Below are 16926 nucleotides of genomic sequence, written 5' to 3' on the forward strand. Positions count from 1 at the left end.
AACGTGAACAAAGAATATAGTGAACTATTAGGTGCAATTGAATCTAAGGATGCCGTACTTGGCGTAGTGGGCTTGGGTTATGTAGGTTTGCCGCTAGCAGTTGAAATGGTAAAGCAAGGGTTTCATGTCATTGGTATTGATCTGGACCTTTCCAAAATAGATAAATTGTACCGCGGAGAGTCCTACATACATGACATTTCAAATGAAACTTTGACTGAGGCCATTGCTTCTGGTCGCTTCAAACCTACAGCTGATTTTGCTACGATTAGCGGAATTGACGCCATAAGTATTTGCGTACCTACACCACTTAGCGAGAATCAAGATCCCGATACTTCTTTTATTGTAAGTGTAGTCGATCAAATTAAAAAATATATGAAAAAAGGTATTTTGATTACGTTGGAAAGTACAACCTATCCAGGGACAACGGAAGAACTCATCCAAGCAGAATTAGAGGCACTTGGTTATGTTGTTGGAGAAGATTTCTTCCTCTGCTTCTCACCAGAACGTGTAGATCCATCCAACACTCGTTTTAATACGTTTAATACACCCAAAGTCATTGGCGGAACTACAGCAGCTTGCCTAAGCTTGGGACAAGCTTTATACAACAAATATGTCCAAACTGTCGTCCCTGTAAGTTCACCAAAAGTAGCAGAAATGTCTAAGTTGCTTGAAAATACATTCCGTAGTATTAATATTGCCTTTATCAATGAAATGGCTATGATGTGTGACCGTATGGGCATTGATATTTGGGAAGTTATTGATGCAGCGAAGACCAAACCATTTGGATTTATGCCTTTCTATCCAGGTCCTGGTATTGGCGGTCACTGCATTCCGCTTGACCCAATGTATCTATCTTGGAAAGCTAAAGGCTTCCGTTTTTACAGCCAATTTATTGAGCTGGCTCAATCTACAAATGACAATATGCCGTACTATGTAGTGAACAAAACTTCTAAGATTATGAATGAATATGCAAAATCTATTAAAAAATCAAATATTCTTATTCTGGGCATGGCGTACAAACCAGATATCGCCGACCTACGGGAATCGCCTGGATTAGAAGTATATGATTTATTCAAAGATAGTGGTGCCAATGTAAGTTATTACGATCCATTTGCTACGAGTTTCCGTGATAAATCAGGTGCAACCGTCTATAGTGTGGCTTATGATGCAGAGCAATTCAAAAAATATGATAGCATCGTATTAATCACGAATCATACGGACTTGAACTATGGCGAAATTGCTAGCTTGGGCGTTCCAATCTTAGATACTCGTAATGCATTTAAGAACTATGCCTTGCCGCATATTTATAAAATCGGTCATTCAGTTCAGCAAGTGGTAGAACAGAGTGAAGTGGTACTAAGCGTATAATGAAAGTAATGAAATGGCTTTAAGAAAAGGAGTGAGTGGGAGATTACACATTTATTAAAGAGGTACAAATGGGCCATATTAGGACTCTTCGGTATCCTCTTATTATCTGTCCTGCTCATTCAGCTTTTCAAAGAGAAGCCACATTCATCGGAGCAAATGAAATCGACATGGCTCTGGGACACAGATCGAATTGTGAACCAGAAGGAGGAAATTGTATCTTTTGCCAAGAGGCAAGGGGTAAAAATCATTTTTCTCCAAGTAGGTAAAGAAGTGAAAGATGAAGAATATCGTCATTTCATAGCTACTGCTCATCAATCAGGTGTAGAGGTACAAGCTTTAAATGGACGTCCTGGCTGGGCCCTTAATGAGCATCGTGATGAAGCCAATGAATTCATGAGTTGGGTGCAAAACTACAACGCAAGTTCCAAACCGGAGGAGCGCTTTGTTGGTGTACAATTCGATGTAGAGCCCTACCTTCTTAAGCAGTGGAAAAAAAGTCAGGATGTAGTGGTCCAAGAATGGATGGGGAATATTCGCGCTTGGATGGATCAAGCGAAAGCCAGTGATTTGAAAGTCGGAGTGGCAGTTCCGTTTTGGCTAAATGATGTGATGAATCCGAACGGGGGAGGAACTCAACCCCTCAGTGACTGGATGATATCGAAGGTAGATTACCTTGCGATTATGGCCTACCGTGATCAGGCTGATCAAATCTATCAAGTCTCGGAACATATGCTGAATGAAGCAGATAAGCAGAATAAACAAATATGGGTAGGTGTGGAGCTTGCTAAAAGCGAAGAAGGACCAGGAGTATCCTTCCACACGAGTACAAATCAGCATTTGAATCAACAATTGGATCAATTGGTGGAATTAAGTGATAAGCATCCTTCCTTTGTAGGAGTAGCTATGCATAGTTATGAAGCATGGGAATCGAAAATGTCAGATGCCACCACCGCCGTAAAGACTACTAGATAAGATAAGTCAGCCTAGCTTCAAAGGCTGGCTTTTTTATTTTTAGCAGACGTATGTAATAGATGGTTGCAATTAATGTATAGAAAGAGGAGATAGGGCAATGGAATTTTACTTAAGAGGAGATTTAGCAAAACGATCGGGTCTTCATGTAGAGACGTTAAGATATTACGAAAAATCCGGCCTTCTACCTGTTCCACCAAGAACCGATGCAGGGTATAGAATATATCCAAAGACTACATTGCTTTTATTGGAATTTATTAAGAATGCTAAAGAATGTGGATTTACAATTCAAGAAATAAGGAAGGCTTTGGTTCGATCCGAGAGCAATCCTGTGCAGCTCGAAGAATTTATTCAAGTCATTGAACTTAAGTTAAAGGCACTAGACAATGAGATTTCTCTGAAAGAAATAAAGAAAAACAACTTAGTTCAACTCAAGTTTCACCTATTAGAAGAACTTAAAAATCCAGAGATTGGACAAGTCATTAGTATTTTACATATGGACCAAGATAGCTAATTCTTCGGGTTGACCTTGTACTCTACTACAGCGTGTATATTCAAAAAGAATTAAATACACCTAACTAGGAGGAACACGTCATGACCGGAAGGACAAATAAGGAAGAGCTCGCCAAAATTAGACAGTATCTTCAGCAGAATCAATCGTTTCAAGAACCCGTGGAACGTATACGTCAAAATATGGACTACGCTATTAATTTCTTTCCAGAAATTCCTGATCTGTGTATAGAAACGGTATACATAGACGACCTGTACGGAGAATGGATTAGTGTAAATAAAGAAATGCTAGAGAGTGATGCCATGATTCTATATTTTCATGGAGGGGGATTTGTATCGGGAAGCTGCTTAACCTATAGAGATTTAGCAGCGCGCATCGCTCGCTCTAGTGGAGTTAAAGTGTTAGTTGTGGAATATCGGCTCGCTCCTGAGCACCCTTATCCAGCTGCAAATGAGGATTGTATGAACACATATCTTTGGTTATTAAACCAAAGATATGAGTCGGAAAACATGATATTAGGCGGTGACTCCATAGGTGGTAGTTTAGTACTTATGACATTACTCTCTTTGCTTGAACTTAATAAGAACTTATCTGCAGGCACATTTCTGCTCTCTCCCCATGCAAATTTAGTGCGCTTTGATGGAGAGTCCTACACCCGTAATGCATCAATAGATCCTACAGGTAGTATTCAGACTAGTCAGTTAATCCTTGACCGTTATTTAAGTTATAAGACAGAACCTGAGCAAGTGCCCTCTATTCTCTCTCCTCTAAGCAAGGAATTACGTGGTCTTCCTTCGCTTCTAATCCAAGTAGGTGGTGTAGAAGTGCTTGTAAGTGATGCAGTACGCTTGGCAGAAAAGGCAAGGAAAGCAAATGTGCAAGTACAATTGGAAGTTTGGGAACATATGTGGAGCGTATTTCAGATGTTCGCCTATCAGATACCCGAAGCGGAACAAGCCATTCAGAATATAGGAAGGTTTGTTCGGGATAATTTGCACCTGAGTTAAACAATTCATAACTCATGTTTGAAATGATGAATGAAAAAGTTTGTAAATTTTCATTGATTTCCGCAAAGTGCAAGCAAGCTGTTTAGGCATCAAGATCTTTGTGTTATAATATAATTAGTAAGCAGCAACGAGTTGATGTGCGAAATGATTCATCCTCATGATCCGTTACTGCAAAAAACACAAAGGAAAGGATCAGGATACCATGTGTCCCCGAAGGACGAATTCCCAAAGGACGATTTGGAAACGTTGTGATCTCTCATATACTTAGCTTCTCTCGTGGCGAGTCGGAATACGGACAAACATCCCACGAAAGAAGAGTGTAATCATGCGAAGGACAAAGTCCTCAGAACCCTTCTTCATAGGAAGTTGCCGTAAGGTCAACCAAACTACGATGCGAGGGATTCCCAATGAGGAAAAACAACAACAGATGGCAACTTCACACTAAACCTTTATTATTTATGTTACTTGGAACTTTTGTATTAGCTTTTACTTATTATCATATTAATTTTCAGAATCATTTATCCGAGGGTGGATTTTTAGGTCTGGCCTTGCTTGGCAAATACTTATACGATTTGCCTCCAGCAATTACCGCATTCGTATTGGATATTCCCGTATTTATTGTGGCATTGTTCCTGAAAGGGCGCAAATTTCTAATACACACTTTGATTGCTTCTGTAGCTTTTTCAATATTCTACGATCTATGCGAGCGCTTCTCACCTCTTCACATTAATTTTCATAACAATCTACTCCTTGCAGCAGTAGTATCTGGTATTCTTACGGGGCTGGGTGCAGGCGTAATTTTACGATCAGGTGGGGCGGCTGGTGGCGATGATATTTTATCGTTACTTATAAGTCAGTTTACTGGGCTTAAAATCGGTACGGTGTTTGTAATTCTTGACGCTGTAGTTCTCTTGATTTCACTGATTTATATGCCGCTAATCGAGACAGCATTTACAATTGTGGCTGTTGTCATTGCAGGCAAAATAATTACCATCACTCTGAATTATGGCAAAGTACCCGTACAGCAACCGAAGATTCGAGTTACTATTCCTATAAAAGAGAAGACAGTACGTGTGTAATTCATACAGGAGCATCGGTCGGCTATTGTGCTGGCTGATGCTCCTTTTAGTATCTGACGTTTATTTTTAAAAAAACAGTAAGCAGTCTATCCTTCAACTGTATTGAAGGGAAACTGCTTGCACGAGCGCACTTATGAGGAGCTAGGGTGATTTTTATCCCATTCTTCCGCTTTAGCTGTCCCGATCGCAATTGCACGACCTTCCTCATAGCCTTCATCCAGTAGTGCATTAGCGATCTCTACCGCTTTATTACGAACCCTTGTATCTAAGTTTTTCATCGATTCAGGGTAATCCTTTTTTGTCCAAGGCATAGGTAGCTCTCCTTTTTATTTAAGTATATCTTTAATTACCCTGCTCTTTATCCTCTAAACTTGTCCAACTATTAATGCAATAGAGAACTGTCTTTGTCCCCTCAGGTTGACATGAAAAGGGTTCGGCGTTAAATTTATGACATCCACTATTATTGTATGCAAATGAATTTTTGCAAATAGATGCAGCAGAAATAACATGTTGGTTAAAAGGAGAAATTGCATGAGTACCCATGAACAAATGCGACTAGAGAATCAATTATGCTTTTCCTTATATGCTTGCTCCAGAGCAATCTCTCGAATGTACCGCCCTTTGTTGGACGAGTTAGGTTTGACTTATCCACAGTATTTGGTGCTTTTAGTACTTTGGGAACGTGAGGAGAGTTCAGTCAAAGAACTTAGTAGCACATTAGATTTAGACTCAGGCACACTCACCCCGATGTTGAAGCGGATGGAGTCAGCAGGTCTTTTAAGCCGCCGACGTTCTTTAGAAGATGAGAGAGTAGTAAAAGTCAGTCTAACTGCGGAAGGCAAGTTACTCAAAGAAAAAGCCGTATGCATTCCTAACGCGCTGATGACTTCAAGTGGTATGTCCATTCCTGATTTAATAGCAATGAATGAACAAGTTAAAAGATTAATGGGAACGATGGAAGTAGAATAGAGTCTGCACCTTTAAGTAGAGATTTACAATTTTAAATATGATTTATGTAATTTCATTATGATATTTTCAGGAAAAAAAGGGCTAAACACTAAATAGTGTCTAGCCCTTTTCGTATGTGTTTATTCGAATAGATGCTTGTATTCTGAATAACCTTCAGCATCCATGTCTTCTTTGGGTACAAAGCGTAAAGCCGCCGAGTTAATGCAGTAGCGGAGTCCATTTTCGGCAGGTCCATCATTGAATACGTGACCTAGGTGAGAGTCCGATTCATGGCTGCGCACTTCCGTACGCACCATAAAATGGCTTAGATCCGTTTTCTCTTTGACACTATAATCCCGAAGTGGACGGGTGAAACTAGGCCACCCACAACCTGAATCGTATTTGTCTTTTGAGCTAAAGAGCGGCTCCCCCGATACAATATCTACATAGATGCCGTCGCCTTTATGATCATGATATTCGTTAGCAAAGGCAGGCTCTGTACCATTTTGACGTGTTACTTTATATTGCATCGGTGTAAGTCTTTGGCGCAGTTCTTCGTCATCAAAGTTACCAGACCAGTGCGTTTCTATAAAATCTTGGCGCCCGGAGCCTTTGCGATATCGTTTGTAATGTCCGGGGTTTTTGCGGTGATATCCTTGATGATATTCCTCTGCAGCATAGAAAGGGGCAGCCGGTAAGATCGGCGTTACAATCGGCTTATCAAATCGTCCGCTTTGTTCTACCTCTTGTTTGGATACTTCAGCTTGTTCGCGTTGCTCTTCAGTATGGTAGAAGATGGCTGTTCTATAAGAATCTCCACGGTCATGGAACTGTCCACCTGCATCGGTAGGATCAATTTGTTGCCAGAAGAGTTCTAGCAACTTGGTATATGGGAAAATATCAGGATTATAAGTGATTTGAACCGCTTCATAATGGCCTGTCTGATCGGTGCACACCTGCTCATACGTAGGATTAACAACATGTCCACCCGTGTAGCCTGACTCGACTTTAATAATACCAGGCAACTCCTCAAATGGAGATACCATACACCAGAAGCATCCGCCAGCAAAAGTAGCAAGGGCTTGCGCTGAATTTGAGTTATTCATATACTGATTCACTCCTTAAATAATATAGTAGGGTCAAGATAGTCAACCTTCATTTTTCCCTGGTCATTCTTTTATATCCCCACAGTATTGCTACAGTAAACAAAAGATACACACTCATGACTTTAATAGCAAGGATGGGGCTTGAGAACAAAGTCCCTCCCAGATACGCATACACAAAAATACCTGGTAATTTCCCTACAATTGAAGCCGTGATAAATATCCATAGAGGAACGGCGGCTAAGCCAGCATAGACATTAACGACCGTCTGCGGTATTAAGGGAATAACTCTCCATAACACCACGGATGGAAAAGGGTATTTCTCCACTAATCGGGTATATTGATCTAATATACGATAATTGGATAACCATCGACGTGCCTGTTCTCCCGAGCCATACCGCACTACTGCATACATGAATGTACCTGCTGCCGTAGAACCGATTAGACATAGCATACCGCCCCATAAAGGACCATACATTAATCCGGCCATGCCTACGAGCAGCTTATAAGGAAGTACAGGTAACAAAGCGATGGCAAAAGATAAGCCTAACATGACCACAGCAGGCGGCCTATGAGCTAGCCATTCTTGCAGTTGTTCACGATATACAAAGGCTAAGGCAAACAAGATTACATAAGCGATGACGACAAGCCACTTGCGCATAAGCGCTCCTTCCCTAATCCAAAATATAAAATGGCTTTAGAAGTATAATACCAAAGTGAAGCTGAGGAATCGAGTATAGCACGAATTCATATATTTTAAGGGATAGGTATAGTAAAGTTCAGCCCATCATGATATACTGAGCCTAGTTATACAGCTTTGGCTGTATTTGGATGGTTCCCAAAGGGGAGTAGCTTATTCAATAAAGTCGTCATTACGGGAAGAAATCCCCGGCTTTATTGGCAACGAATTCGTTGTTAGCGAGACCTTTGCCCGGTTCTGATACTTGGGTAAAGGTCTCTTTTGATGCGTAAAGCGTCGTGGCCCAAGTTACAGGCTGCGACGCTTTTTTTGCGTGGACCGGCCAATCATAAGAAAAGGGGAGATGAACATGGATTTGTTTAGCGTGGATTTTTGGACGATTTTGGCGTCTATCATCCTGATTGACCTCGTATTGGCCGGGGATAATGCCATTGTAATTGGGCTAGCCGCAAGAAATGTAGAAAAGAAAGATCAGAAGAAAGTGATACTTTGGGGAACTGTAGGGGCGATTATAGTTCGTGTCATTATGACGATACTGGTCGTCCAACTGCTTGCCGTTCCTGGTCTTAGACTTGTAGGAGGGATAGCTCTACTATGGATCGCCTACAAACTGATTATTGATGAGAAGAAACATGAGATTAAAGCAGGGAATCAAATCTGGGCCGCAATCCGTACAATTATTATTGCAGATACAATGATGGGGCTTGATAACGTACTTGCGGTAGCTGGTGCAGCGCATGGGGACAATTTGATGGTATTTATTGGACTAGCTATTTCCGTGCCCATTATGGTGTGGGGGAGCACGATTATTTTAAAATTAACTGAACGCTTTCCCATCGTTATTACGCTAGGTTCGGCGGTTTTGGCATGGACGGCTGCGAAGATGCTTGTCGAAGAGCCCATGATTCATGATTGGTTCACAAATGCTATTGTGAAATATGCATTTGAAATTATAATAATAGCCTTTATTGTAGGTGTCGGTACATGGGTTAAAAATAAGAAGCAAAAAAACAAGCGTATTAAAGAGGTCTTATCTCATTAGTTAGACGTGAAATGATATAGCCATATAAAAAGGTCTATCTAGCTGGGAAGCTAAGTAGACCTTTTTGCACGTCCTAAGATTCTGGCGTGCGGCTAACTTGACGAAACTGCTTGGGGGACATGCCGAAGCGAGCACGAAATACCTTGTGAAAATAATTATAACTAGGAAATCCTGAACTTTCGGCCACATGTTCAAGCGATAGGTGACTAAAGATAATTCGTTCACGAGCCATATTTAGACGAACTTCCAAAGCATGCTGCATAATACTCGTTCCAAAAGCAGCTTTGAACAAATGAACGGCGCGGGACACACTAATCCCCACATGGGCTGCTGCGTCTTCAAGCTTGAAAGCTGAGGTCGCATTTTCCTCAATATATTGTTTGAGTTGATAGGCCATGTACGTGCGATTTGTAGGCTGCGGCATTTCTTGGAGCTGCCGATCAATTTCCATGCATAGAATTTTGAGATAATACTCCGCGATAATGGGTGATGGATTATCAATACGTTGTTGTTCTAAAGTGATTTGACGAAAAATACCCAGAAATCCATCGGATAGTGGCACTTTTAATTTATTGGGTCGAGAAAAGCTCTGCCACCAAGATTCAATCCATGTTCCTTGCAACAGAATGTAATAATCTCCGCTGAATACAGTCATATCTCCATGTTTATTGCCAGATCCTTCAATTCTTAACTCATAAGGAACGCTCGGAGGAAAAATGAGCAAGTCTCCTGCCTCAACCGTCACGAGTCGTCCATCACATCGAGTTCTTGCTTTACCTTCCGTCTGTAGACGAATCAGATAGTGATCCATTCCTTCATTCTCCACAGAGACGTAAGGCTTGCGATGCATCGAGTATCCAGCTGATAAAATCAGCATATGTGGTTCATTATTCATAGTACGTCTCCTAAAGGGGTGCAAAATATTGACCAGATTGTGCAGGTTTCAATCATATTATTCATTTTACTGCACACCAAATAGGAATACCATTATAGAAGCTAAATTGCTTGTACTTAGGAATAGCTCCTAGGACAAGCCTCTGTATATTGAAATAGGAGTAAAACAGCTTAGGGGAGGAAGACTAGTGTGAACAAACTCCGAGCAGGCATCATCGGGTGCGGTACGATAAGCCCGGCTTATCTCACATACCTCAAGACAAGTTCTCTCATTCGTATATCTGCTTGTGCAGATATGATTCCAGAGCGTGCGCGTCAGAGAGCTCAAGAATTCCAAATTGAGAACGTATACACGGTTCAGGAGATGCTACAAGCTTCAGAAATAGATCTGGTCATTAACTTAACCGTTCCAGCTTCGCATGGTTCTATTAACAAACTAGCCCTTGAGCATGGGAAGCATGTCTATGTAGAGAAGCCGCTATGTCTGTCTCTAGAAGAAGCTAGAGAACTGCTCGCTTTGGCGTCCAATCAAGGCCTGAGGGTTGGAAGCGCTCCGGATACCTTTTTGGGGTCTGGAATTCAAACAGCGAAGCAAGCGATTCACGAGGGGAAAATAGGGCGTCCTGTAGCTACTACTGCGTTCATGATGGGTGCAGGCCCAGAATATTGGCATCCTGATCCCGCATTTTTTTATGCTTGCGGAGGAGGACCCATGTTTGATATGGGGCCCTACTATTTGACGGCGTTAGTACAATTGCTCGGTCCTATTCGCCGAATTAGTGGTTCCGTAGGAATTCAGACTCCTCACCGCATCGTACATACTGGAAATTATGTGGGACAATCTATCCAGTTGGAGACGCCGACTCATCTGAGTGGAACCCTTGAATTCGCAGAAGGGGCTATCGGAACTATGATTATGAGTTTTGATATTGCTGGGGGCACCAAGTTGCCATGGATAGAAATTTACGGAACAGAAGGAACATTACATCTACCCGATCCGAACACGTTTCATGGAGAAGTGAAGTGGAAGAGATCAGGACAAGAAGAATGGGAACTCCTTCTGCCCCTTTTTGAGAGCACAAGAGATGAACGAGGTCGCGGAGTAGAAGATATGGCTGAATCCATTATAAAAGGTACGCTTCACCGGGCAAATGGACATCAGGCTTATCATGTGCTGGAAGCTATGCATGCCTTTGAGCGATCTTCTATAGAAGGTAGACATATTATGCTAGATAGTACGGCAGACTTAGCAGCTTATTATATGCAAGCAGCGCAAGTACATTTTTAATATGCGCAGTTAAAGGGAAGCCTAACTACAATCATATGAATTAAGAGCCTTCTTATTTGCATCCATAGAATGAATAACACTAGAATTCAAGGAGGACACATTGATGTCTACATTACTAAAAGTCGCAATTATCGGCTGCGGTGGTATTGCAGGGGGTAAGCACCTTCCGAGTCTATCCAGGCAAAAGGAAGTCGAAATCGTTGCCTTCTGCGATATTGTCGAAGAACGAGCTATGGAAGCAGCTGCGAAGTATGGTGGAGAAGATGCGAAAGTATATACAGATTACAAATTAATGCTTGAAGAAAGTAGTGCGGAGGTAATTCATGTATGTACCCCAAATGATTCTCATGCGGAGATTACGATCGCTTCTCTAGAATCAGGCAGGCATGTCATGTGTGAGAAGCCTATGGCCAAGACCAGTGAACAAGCGAGATCAATGTTAGAAGCGGCCAAGCGAACTGGCAAGAAATTATCCATTGCGTACCAGAATCGTTTCCGTCCTGATAGCCAGTATTTGAAGCAGTTATGTGAAGATGGTGAACTAGGAGACATCTATTTAGGTAAGGCGCTCGCTATACGTCGCCGTGCTGTTCCCACATGGGGCGTATTTTTGGATGAAGAGAAACAAGGCGGCGGCCCGCTCATTGATATTGGAACGCATGCTTTGGATTTGACCTTATGGCTTATGGATAACTATGAACCCAAAAGTGTAACGGGATCGGTATTCCATAAACTAGGGAGTCGTGAACATGCTGCCAATGCATTTGGATCTTGGGACCCTGCACTATTTAAAGTAGAAGATTCAGCATTCGGATTCATTACGATGAAGAATGGGGCAACTATAGTATTAGAGTCCAGCTGGGCACTGAATGTGCTTGAAGTCGGAGAAGCTAGGACTATTTTAAGTGGTACGGAAGGCGGAGCCGACATGCAAGATGGTCTACGTCTCAATGGGGAGAAACATAGTCGCCTTTACGAGACCAAAGTAGACTTAAGTGCTGGTGGAGTTGCCTTCTATGAAGGGGAGCAAGAGACTGAAGCAGATGTAGAAGCTAGATCCTGGGTTAAGGCTATTCTTGAAGATGGTGCGCCTCTAGTAGCTCCAGAGCAAGCATTAGTGGTGACTGAAATTTTGGAAGCTATTTATGAATCTGCTAAAACAGGCAAAACGGTATATTTTAACTAAATTTAATTATTAGGAGGATACAATCATGAAACTTGGCGTATTTTTAGTATTATTCGGGGATCGTTCTTTGGAAGAGGCACTTGATTTTGTGGCTTCCACTGGAGTCAAGGCGGTAGAGATTGGTACGGGCGGTAACCCAGGGAATAAGCACTGTAAACCGGATGAATTGCTTGAAAATAGAGCGGCGCTGGACCGTTTCAAAAAAGCGTTGGACTCACGCGGACTTACCATCAGTGCTCTAAGCTGTCACGGAAATCCGCTTCATCCACAAAAAGCCTTGGCTAAAGCAGACCACGATGATTTCGTGAAGACGGTACAATTGGCAGAATTGTTGGAAGTTCCTGTAGTGAATACGTTCTCCGGCTGTCCTGGTGATCATGAGGATGCGAAGTATCCGAACTGGCCGGTAGCTCCTTGGCCAAATGATTTCCAAGAAATACTCAAATGGCAATGGGAGAACAAAGTCATCCCCTATTGGTCAGAACAAGCAAAATTTGCATCGGATCACCATGTCAAAGTAGGTCTTGAGCTTCATGGGGGGTTCTCGGTACATACTCCGGCTACCTTGCTTCGCTTAAGAGAAGTAGCTGGGGAAGCGATTGGGGCCAACCTAGATCCAAGTCATATGTGGTGGCAAGGCATTGACCCTGTACAAGCAATTCATATCCTTGGACGTGCTGGGGCGATTCACCATTTCCATGCAAAAGATACAGTGATTGATCCGATCAATGTAAATAAATATGGAATTACGGATATGCAGCCGTATACGAACATGTTAGATCGTGCATGGCAGTTCCGTACCGTAGGCTACGGTCATGATATGAAGACATGGGCGGATATTTTAAGCGCACTTAGACTCGTAGGCTATGATTATGTAGTTAGTATTGAACACGAAGATGGTCTGATGTCTATTGAAGAAGGATTTACAAAAGCGGTGAAAAATCTTCAGACCATTCTGATTGAAGACTCTAGTGCAGACATGTGGTGGGTATAACCATAATAGAACCGGGATTTGCTCTTAAGCGGGCAGGTCCCGGCTTTTTTTATGGGGATGTGTTCAATTGGTGTACCCTTTTACGTATATATTGTATAATCATCAATGATTAGGTTTAAATTAGCTTGATTATGTAGTAAAATATATATACTAACAAAATGTAAGTTTTATACTAAAATGACCGTACTACAAAGAGGTGATTGCGATGGAAGGCCAATGGATGTTATGCCCTCGTTTTGAAACAGCATTTTCTTTTTTGGGAAAGCGCTGGAATGGATTAATTATTCAGACATTAATGAATGGTCCCAAACGGTTTAAGGACATTTCTCAGCTTATCCCTTCAATGAGTGACAAGATGCTCTCTGAACGGATGAAGGACTTGGAATGCGAAGGAATTTTGGTGCGACACGTATATCCTGAGACACCTGTGCGTATTGAATATGAGCTGACTGAAAAAGGCAAGGCACTTCAGCCTGTGATGGAGCAAATTCAGAACTGGGCAGAAGCTTGGGTAGAATAACTTGAGGTTTCGAGTCCATATTCTATAGAGAGCAGGTGGATGTGTGGCGGAAATTATCATTATTGGAGCGGGACCAGCCGGAACAAGCGCAGCTTTATTTCTTGCAAGAGCAGGAAGAGAGACGCTGGTGATCGACAGCAATGCGAGCATGACGAAACGTGCTTGGATTGAGAACCATTATGGTGTGCAAGATATTTCTGGCCCAGATCTACTGAAGGTAGGACGAGAACAAGCCGGGAAGTTTGGAGCGAAGTTCATTGAAGAAAGAGTAACGGCTATAGATACGAACGGCGGCAAAGCCGTAACAATTCAGACCGAATCAGGCCGAAGTTACGAAGCTGCCCATATTATTTTGGCGACGGGTGCTCTTTCGGATTTGGCTGCTAAACTCGGCCTTGAACTTAAAGAAGGTTCCGAACCACGAATGAAGTCCGTTATTGCCACGGATGGCGCAGGCCGAACGAGTAAACCAAGAATTTGGGCAGTGGGTACGATAGCGGGAACTAGTGTGCATACCATCATTACAGCTGGAGACGGAGCACGAGTTGCGATAGAACTCTTAACTGAACTCACAGGTGAGCGTTATGTAGATCATGATGTACTGAAATCTTAAATTATATTTAAGCAAACCCTCGACTGACAGCGATGTCAGAAGAGGGTTTTTTAGTTTTGAAACATAAAAATTGAAAAATTTTAAAAAAAAGTAATCTTTACCTGCATTTCATACGAAGGTTATAATAGAGGGAGTTTTGTGGAAAGGGGCCCTCGGATGAGTGAAAGTATAGACGATAAGCTGTTAATGAGGCGAATCGCGGACAAAGACGCGCAAGCACTTGAACAGCTTTATGATAGATATGAGAGAGTAGTCTACTCTTTTGCATTTCGTATTGTGAATGATGCTATGGCGGCTGAAGAAGTGGTTCAGGAGCTATTCATGCGCATATGGAACCATGCAGAAAGATACGATGATGTTCAAGGTAAATTATCCACTTGGATGTTCTCCATTACTCGGAATATTGGTATTGATTTATTGCGAAAAAAATCATCGAGAATGCAGGCCGCCTCTGTAGAAAATGAAGTCTTAGTTGCTGTAGCAGATACATCCAAAGGCACAGCGGAAATTGTCGAAGGAAACTGGGAAGGGAAGCGTGTTAAGGAAGCAGTGGATGGCCTTACCGCTGAACAAAAGACGGTTATTGAATCCATTTATTTTCAAGGACTCACTCAGCAAGAAGTATCAGATCGCTATCAAATTCCGCTAGGAACGGTTAAAAGTCGTATTAGGCTAGCTATGAAGCAACTTCAAAGACACTTGGCTGACGTAGGAAGGAGGGAGCGCATTCATGAATAACCATCTTGAAGATTGTGAACTTGTTGAATTATATGTATTGGATGCGTTGTCCCCTGACGAGAAATCAGCATTTGAAGCACATCTTCCATTTTGTGAAGCATGTCAGGAATCTTTAGAGCAATTGAAAGAAATCGTCGATATGCTACCTTTGACAGCAGCTCCATTAGAGCCACCAGTAGGAATGAAAAAGCGTGTACTCGGTCATGTTTTTGCAGATAATCAGACTATAAATGATAAAGAAGTCTATGCGGCCCCTACAGTGGATGCATTAGACCCTATGTCCGCAGAACAAGAGTATTATTCTGCACAAGAACCAAATCATAAGACAAACATCATAGCCATGTCCGATATTTCAGATACTCGAAGAAGCCTATCGCGTTGGCGCATGTTGGCCGCAGGTTTAACAGCGGCTTCCGTCATACTCGGAGTATACTCGCTTGAACTGAAGCACGATGTAAATGGCTATGAAGGTCAACTCAGCGCATCAGATCAACAAATTCGTTCTCTAAAGAATGAATTAGTAGCGTCGAATAATCCTGCAGAAGGCTTACAGGTGAATGAAGCTGTTAAGCTTAGTCCCCAAGCCAAAGATATTATCGCACAAGGGCTGGCTACGGTAGTCATCGATAAGCAAGGGACACATCTTCTTGTTCAAGCTGAGAATTTACCCGCTCTCAAAGGGAATCAGGCCTATCAGGTATGGTTGATTAAAGGGAACGAACCTTCTAATGCGGGGACATTTTTAAGCCGGGATGGTACAGGGGCTCTCTATTATAAATTTACCCCGGGGCAGTATGATACCATTGCGATTACACTTGAACCTGATGCAAGAGGGAGTAAACCTAGAGGTCGTATGATTTTAGCAGCACCTATACAACCAACGACCTAACTTAAGATAATGCACATTTAGCTGCACACAAAAGAAGACCTCAACCACTTTCTTGTCAAAGGGGTTAGGTCTTCTTTGTGTTAGATTCGGCATACATCATGGGGACAATATTCACAATGGCAGATTTCTCGAAGCATGTGATGATCTTTGATGATCAAATATCCATGGTCATATTCAAGAGCACCTTTTTTGCGAAGATCGCCAAGCATGCGATTCACACTTTCGCGAGTGGCTCCAATCATATTGGAAAGGTCGGTATGTGTAATTTTCTTTTGGATATAAATATCACTACCCCGCTTTTCACCAAACGTATTGCCTAGTCGAATCAGTGTAGAGCATAAAGCTCCAGGTTTCCCATACATCATTAAATCTCTAAGTTTCGTCTGTGTAAGTCGGTGGTGGATTCCCATCCATTTCATGAATTCGATAGCAAAATCGCTGGATTCGCAGATTAACATTTCTACATCTTTGTATTCAATGGCTCCAATTTCGCTATCTTCCATCACTTCTGCTGTAAAATTATGCTTCGCACTATAGAATGCATCTGCTTCACCTATGAGGTCTCCGGGTTGATACATATACAAGACTAGCTCTTTTCCTTCATCCGTGGATTTAGTTAATTTGACGCTGCCAGAATACATATAAAATAATTGGTTGGAGGGATCTCCTTCCCAGAAGAGATGAGACCCTTTTGAGTGAAATCTTTTCTTCATTTTGGATAGTAATCCGTTATATTGCACATTGGAGAAACACTGTGTATTACCGCGTAATGCCCTAAGATTTAATAATGAATCGTTCATGGCGTAGTGCCCCCTACAATTCCAAATTTTTCACTGCCTTACAACCTAATTATATATAAGTCTAACGCTTAAAACCCGGGTGAGAAGTGACAATATTCTTACATTGTGATTTAATTCACTTAAAATAAAAAGGAATAAGCTTACACTATAATAAAAATTAAAAATAAACATAACTTTGTGAAAAAAATCACTATACAAGTAAATTGGACTATGTTATGATCAAGGCGTAGAGAGAAACAGAAGAGGATGTCGGTTCATAGAGTATATTGTGAATTTA

At 41.9% G+C, this 16926-nt stretch carries 19 protein-coding genes; 14 read left to right on the top strand and 5 right to left on the bottom strand.

What is annotated here, in order from left to right; genetic code table 11:
• The first annotated feature begins 3 nt into the window (after positions 1-3).
• The 5 genes from J2Z69_RS01985 to J2Z69_RS02005 all read left to right on the top strand — a co-directional run bounded on the left by J2Z69_RS01985 (position 4) and on the right by J2Z69_RS02005 (position 4934).
• Complete coding sequence (locus J2Z69_RS01985; protein ID WP_209858683.1) at positions 4-1368, top strand: nucleotide sugar dehydrogenase; 1365 nt, start codon at positions 4-6, stop codon at positions 1366-1368.
• Between the two features lie 156 nt (positions 1369-1524).
• A complete protein-coding gene (locus J2Z69_RS01990; protein ID WP_245338915.1) occupies positions 1525-2340 on the top strand; it encodes a glycoside hydrolase family protein in 816 nt (271 codons plus the stop codon).
• Positions 2341-2437: 97 nt separating this feature from the next.
• Positions 2438-2851, top strand: a complete 414-nt coding sequence (locus J2Z69_RS01995) for a MerR family transcriptional regulator (protein WP_209858686.1) — start codon at positions 2438-2440, stop codon at positions 2849-2851.
• A gap of 80 nt (positions 2852-2931) precedes the next feature.
• A complete protein-coding gene (locus J2Z69_RS02000) occupies positions 2932-3855 on the top strand; it encodes an alpha/beta hydrolase (RefSeq protein WP_209858688.1) in 924 nt (307 codons plus the stop codon).
• Positions 3856-4262: 407 nt separating this feature from the next.
• Positions 4263-4934, top strand: a complete 672-nt coding sequence (locus tag J2Z69_RS02005) for a YitT family protein (RefSeq protein ID WP_245338916.1) — start codon at positions 4263-4265, stop codon at positions 4932-4934.
• Positions 4935-5065: 131 nt separating this feature from the next.
• Here the strand turns inward: J2Z69_RS02005 and J2Z69_RS02010 are convergent, their stop codons facing one another.
• Positions 5066-5245 carry a DUF2188 domain-containing protein gene (locus tag J2Z69_RS02010; protein ID WP_209858690.1) on the bottom strand — a complete coding sequence of 60 codons (180 nt, stop codon included), beginning with the start codon at positions 5243-5245 and terminating at the stop codon, positions 5066-5068.
• A 220-nt stretch (positions 5246-5465) separates the two neighbouring features.
• Between J2Z69_RS02010 and J2Z69_RS02015 the strand changes: the two genes are divergently transcribed.
• On the top strand, positions 5466-5903 hold the full coding sequence (locus J2Z69_RS02015; RefSeq protein ID WP_209858692.1) for a MarR family winged helix-turn-helix transcriptional regulator: 438 nt from the start codon (positions 5466-5468) through the stop codon (positions 5901-5903).
• A gap of 119 nt (positions 5904-6022) precedes the next feature.
• On the opposite strand, the gene msrB is transcribed toward J2Z69_RS02015, so the two are convergent.
• Positions 6023-6988 (bottom strand): peptide-methionine (R)-S-oxide reductase MsrB, encoded by a 966-nt coding sequence (msrB, locus tag J2Z69_RS02020; RefSeq protein ID WP_209858694.1) that lies wholly within the window; start codon positions 6986-6988, stop codon positions 6023-6025.
• Between the two features lie 49 nt (positions 6989-7037).
• On the bottom strand, positions 7038-7646 hold the full coding sequence (locus J2Z69_RS02025) for a TVP38/TMEM64 family protein (protein WP_209858695.1): 609 nt from the start codon (positions 7644-7646) through the stop codon (positions 7038-7040).
• 388 nt (positions 7647-8034) lie between these two features.
• Here J2Z69_RS02025 and J2Z69_RS02030 point away from each other — a divergent pair, with 388 nt between their 5' ends.
• Positions 8035-8727, top strand: coding sequence for a TerC family protein (locus tag J2Z69_RS02030; RefSeq protein ID WP_209858696.1), 693 nt, complete (start codon positions 8035-8037; stop codon positions 8725-8727).
• Between the two features lie 73 nt (positions 8728-8800).
• On the opposite strand, the gene J2Z69_RS02035 is transcribed toward J2Z69_RS02030, so the two are convergent.
• Complete coding sequence (locus J2Z69_RS02035) at positions 8801-9622, bottom strand: AraC family transcriptional regulator (RefSeq protein ID WP_209858697.1); 822 nt, start codon at positions 9620-9622, stop codon at positions 8801-8803.
• Positions 9623-9811: 189 nt separating this feature from the next.
• Between J2Z69_RS02035 and J2Z69_RS02040 the strand changes: the two genes are divergently transcribed.
• The 7 genes from J2Z69_RS02040 (at position 9812) to J2Z69_RS02070 (ending at position 15849) form a co-directional block, all read left to right on the top strand.
• Positions 9812-10909, top strand: a complete 1098-nt coding sequence (locus tag J2Z69_RS02040) for a Gfo/Idh/MocA family protein (RefSeq protein WP_209858698.1) — start codon at positions 9812-9814, stop codon at positions 10907-10909.
• A 103-nt stretch (positions 10910-11012) separates the two neighbouring features.
• Positions 11013-12095: a Gfo/Idh/MocA family protein gene (locus J2Z69_RS02045; RefSeq protein WP_209858699.1), complete on the top strand. Its 1083-nt coding sequence runs from the start codon at positions 11013-11015 to the stop codon at positions 12093-12095.
• A gap of 25 nt (positions 12096-12120) precedes the next feature.
• On the top strand, positions 12121-13089 hold the full coding sequence (locus J2Z69_RS02050) for a sugar phosphate isomerase/epimerase family protein (protein ID WP_209858700.1): 969 nt from the start codon (positions 12121-12123) through the stop codon (positions 13087-13089).
• Positions 13090-13294: 205 nt separating this feature from the next.
• Complete coding sequence (locus J2Z69_RS02055) at positions 13295-13609, top strand: winged helix-turn-helix transcriptional regulator (RefSeq protein WP_209858701.1); 315 nt, start codon at positions 13295-13297, stop codon at positions 13607-13609.
• A 43-nt stretch (positions 13610-13652) separates the two neighbouring features.
• Complete coding sequence (locus J2Z69_RS02060) at positions 13653-14222, top strand: FAD-dependent oxidoreductase (RefSeq protein WP_209858703.1); 570 nt, start codon at positions 13653-13655, stop codon at positions 14220-14222.
• A gap of 156 nt (positions 14223-14378) precedes the next feature.
• Complete coding sequence (locus J2Z69_RS02065) at positions 14379-14960, top strand: RNA polymerase sigma factor (RefSeq protein ID WP_209858705.1); 582 nt, start codon at positions 14379-14381, stop codon at positions 14958-14960.
• On the top strand, positions 14953-15849 hold the full coding sequence (locus J2Z69_RS02070; protein WP_209858707.1) for an anti-sigma factor: 897 nt from the start codon (positions 14953-14955) through the stop codon (positions 15847-15849). The genes J2Z69_RS02065 and J2Z69_RS02070 overlap by 8 nt, the downstream gene beginning before the upstream one ends.
• Positions 15850-15929: 80 nt before the next feature.
• Here J2Z69_RS02070 and J2Z69_RS02075 read toward each other — a convergent pair whose 3' ends face one another.
• Positions 15930-16649, bottom strand: coding sequence for a Crp/Fnr family transcriptional regulator (locus tag J2Z69_RS02075; RefSeq protein WP_209858708.1), 720 nt, complete (start codon positions 16647-16649; stop codon positions 15930-15932).
• Positions 16650-16926: the final 277 nt, after the last annotated feature.

Source organism: Paenibacillus shirakamiensis, assembly GCF_017874255.1.
Classification (GTDB): Bacteria; Bacillota; Bacilli; order Paenibacillales; family Paenibacillaceae; genus Fontibacillus; species Fontibacillus shirakamiensis.

Excerpts from the sequence above, each read along its gene's own strand:
- J2Z69_RS02065 (WP_209858705.1), top strand. The coding sequence starts at position 14,379 with ATGAGTGAAAGTATAGACGATAAGCTGTTAATGAGGCGAATCGCGGAC.
- J2Z69_RS01995 (WP_209858686.1), top strand. The coding sequence starts at position 2,438 with ATGGAATTTTACTTAAGAGGAGATTTAGCAAAACGATCGGGTCTTCAT.
- J2Z69_RS01990 (WP_245338915.1), top strand. The coding sequence starts at position 1,525 with ATGAAATCGACATGGCTCTGGGACACAGATCGAATTGTGAACCAGAAG.
- J2Z69_RS02035 (WP_209858697.1), bottom strand. The coding sequence starts at position 9,622 with ATGAATAATGAACCACATATGCTGATTTTATCAGCTGGATACTCGATG.
- J2Z69_RS02030 (WP_209858696.1), top strand. The coding sequence starts at position 8,035 with ATGGATTTGTTTAGCGTGGATTTTTGGACGATTTTGGCGTCTATCATC.
- J2Z69_RS02000 (WP_209858688.1), top strand. The coding sequence starts at position 2,932 with ATGACCGGAAGGACAAATAAGGAAGAGCTCGCCAAAATTAGACAGTAT.
- J2Z69_RS02050 (WP_209858700.1), top strand. The coding sequence starts at position 12,121 with ATGAAACTTGGCGTATTTTTAGTATTATTCGGGGATCGTTCTTTGGAA.
- msrB (WP_209858694.1), bottom strand. The coding sequence starts at position 6,988 with ATGAATAACTCAAATTCAGCGCAAGCCCTTGCTACTTTTGCTGGCGGA.
- J2Z69_RS02070 (WP_209858707.1), top strand. The coding sequence starts at position 14,953 with ATGAATAACCATCTTGAAGATTGTGAACTTGTTGAATTATATGTATTG.
- J2Z69_RS02010 (WP_209858690.1), bottom strand. The coding sequence starts at position 5,245 with ATGCCTTGGACAAAAAAGGATTACCCTGAATCGATGAAAAACTTAGAT.
- J2Z69_RS02075 (WP_209858708.1), bottom strand. The coding sequence starts at position 16,649 with ATGAACGATTCATTATTAAATCTTAGGGCATTACGCGGTAATACACAG.
- J2Z69_RS02005 (WP_245338916.1), top strand. The coding sequence starts at position 4,263 with ATGAGGAAAAACAACAACAGATGGCAACTTCACACTAAACCTTTATTA.
- J2Z69_RS02025 (WP_209858695.1), bottom strand. The coding sequence starts at position 7,646 with ATGCGCAAGTGGCTTGTCGTCATCGCTTATGTAATCTTGTTTGCCTTA.
- J2Z69_RS02045 (WP_209858699.1), top strand. The coding sequence starts at position 11,013 with ATGTCTACATTACTAAAAGTCGCAATTATCGGCTGCGGTGGTATTGCA.
- J2Z69_RS02055 (WP_209858701.1), top strand. The coding sequence starts at position 13,295 with ATGGAAGGCCAATGGATGTTATGCCCTCGTTTTGAAACAGCATTTTCT.
- J2Z69_RS02015 (WP_209858692.1), top strand. The coding sequence starts at position 5,466 with ATGAGTACCCATGAACAAATGCGACTAGAGAATCAATTATGCTTTTCC.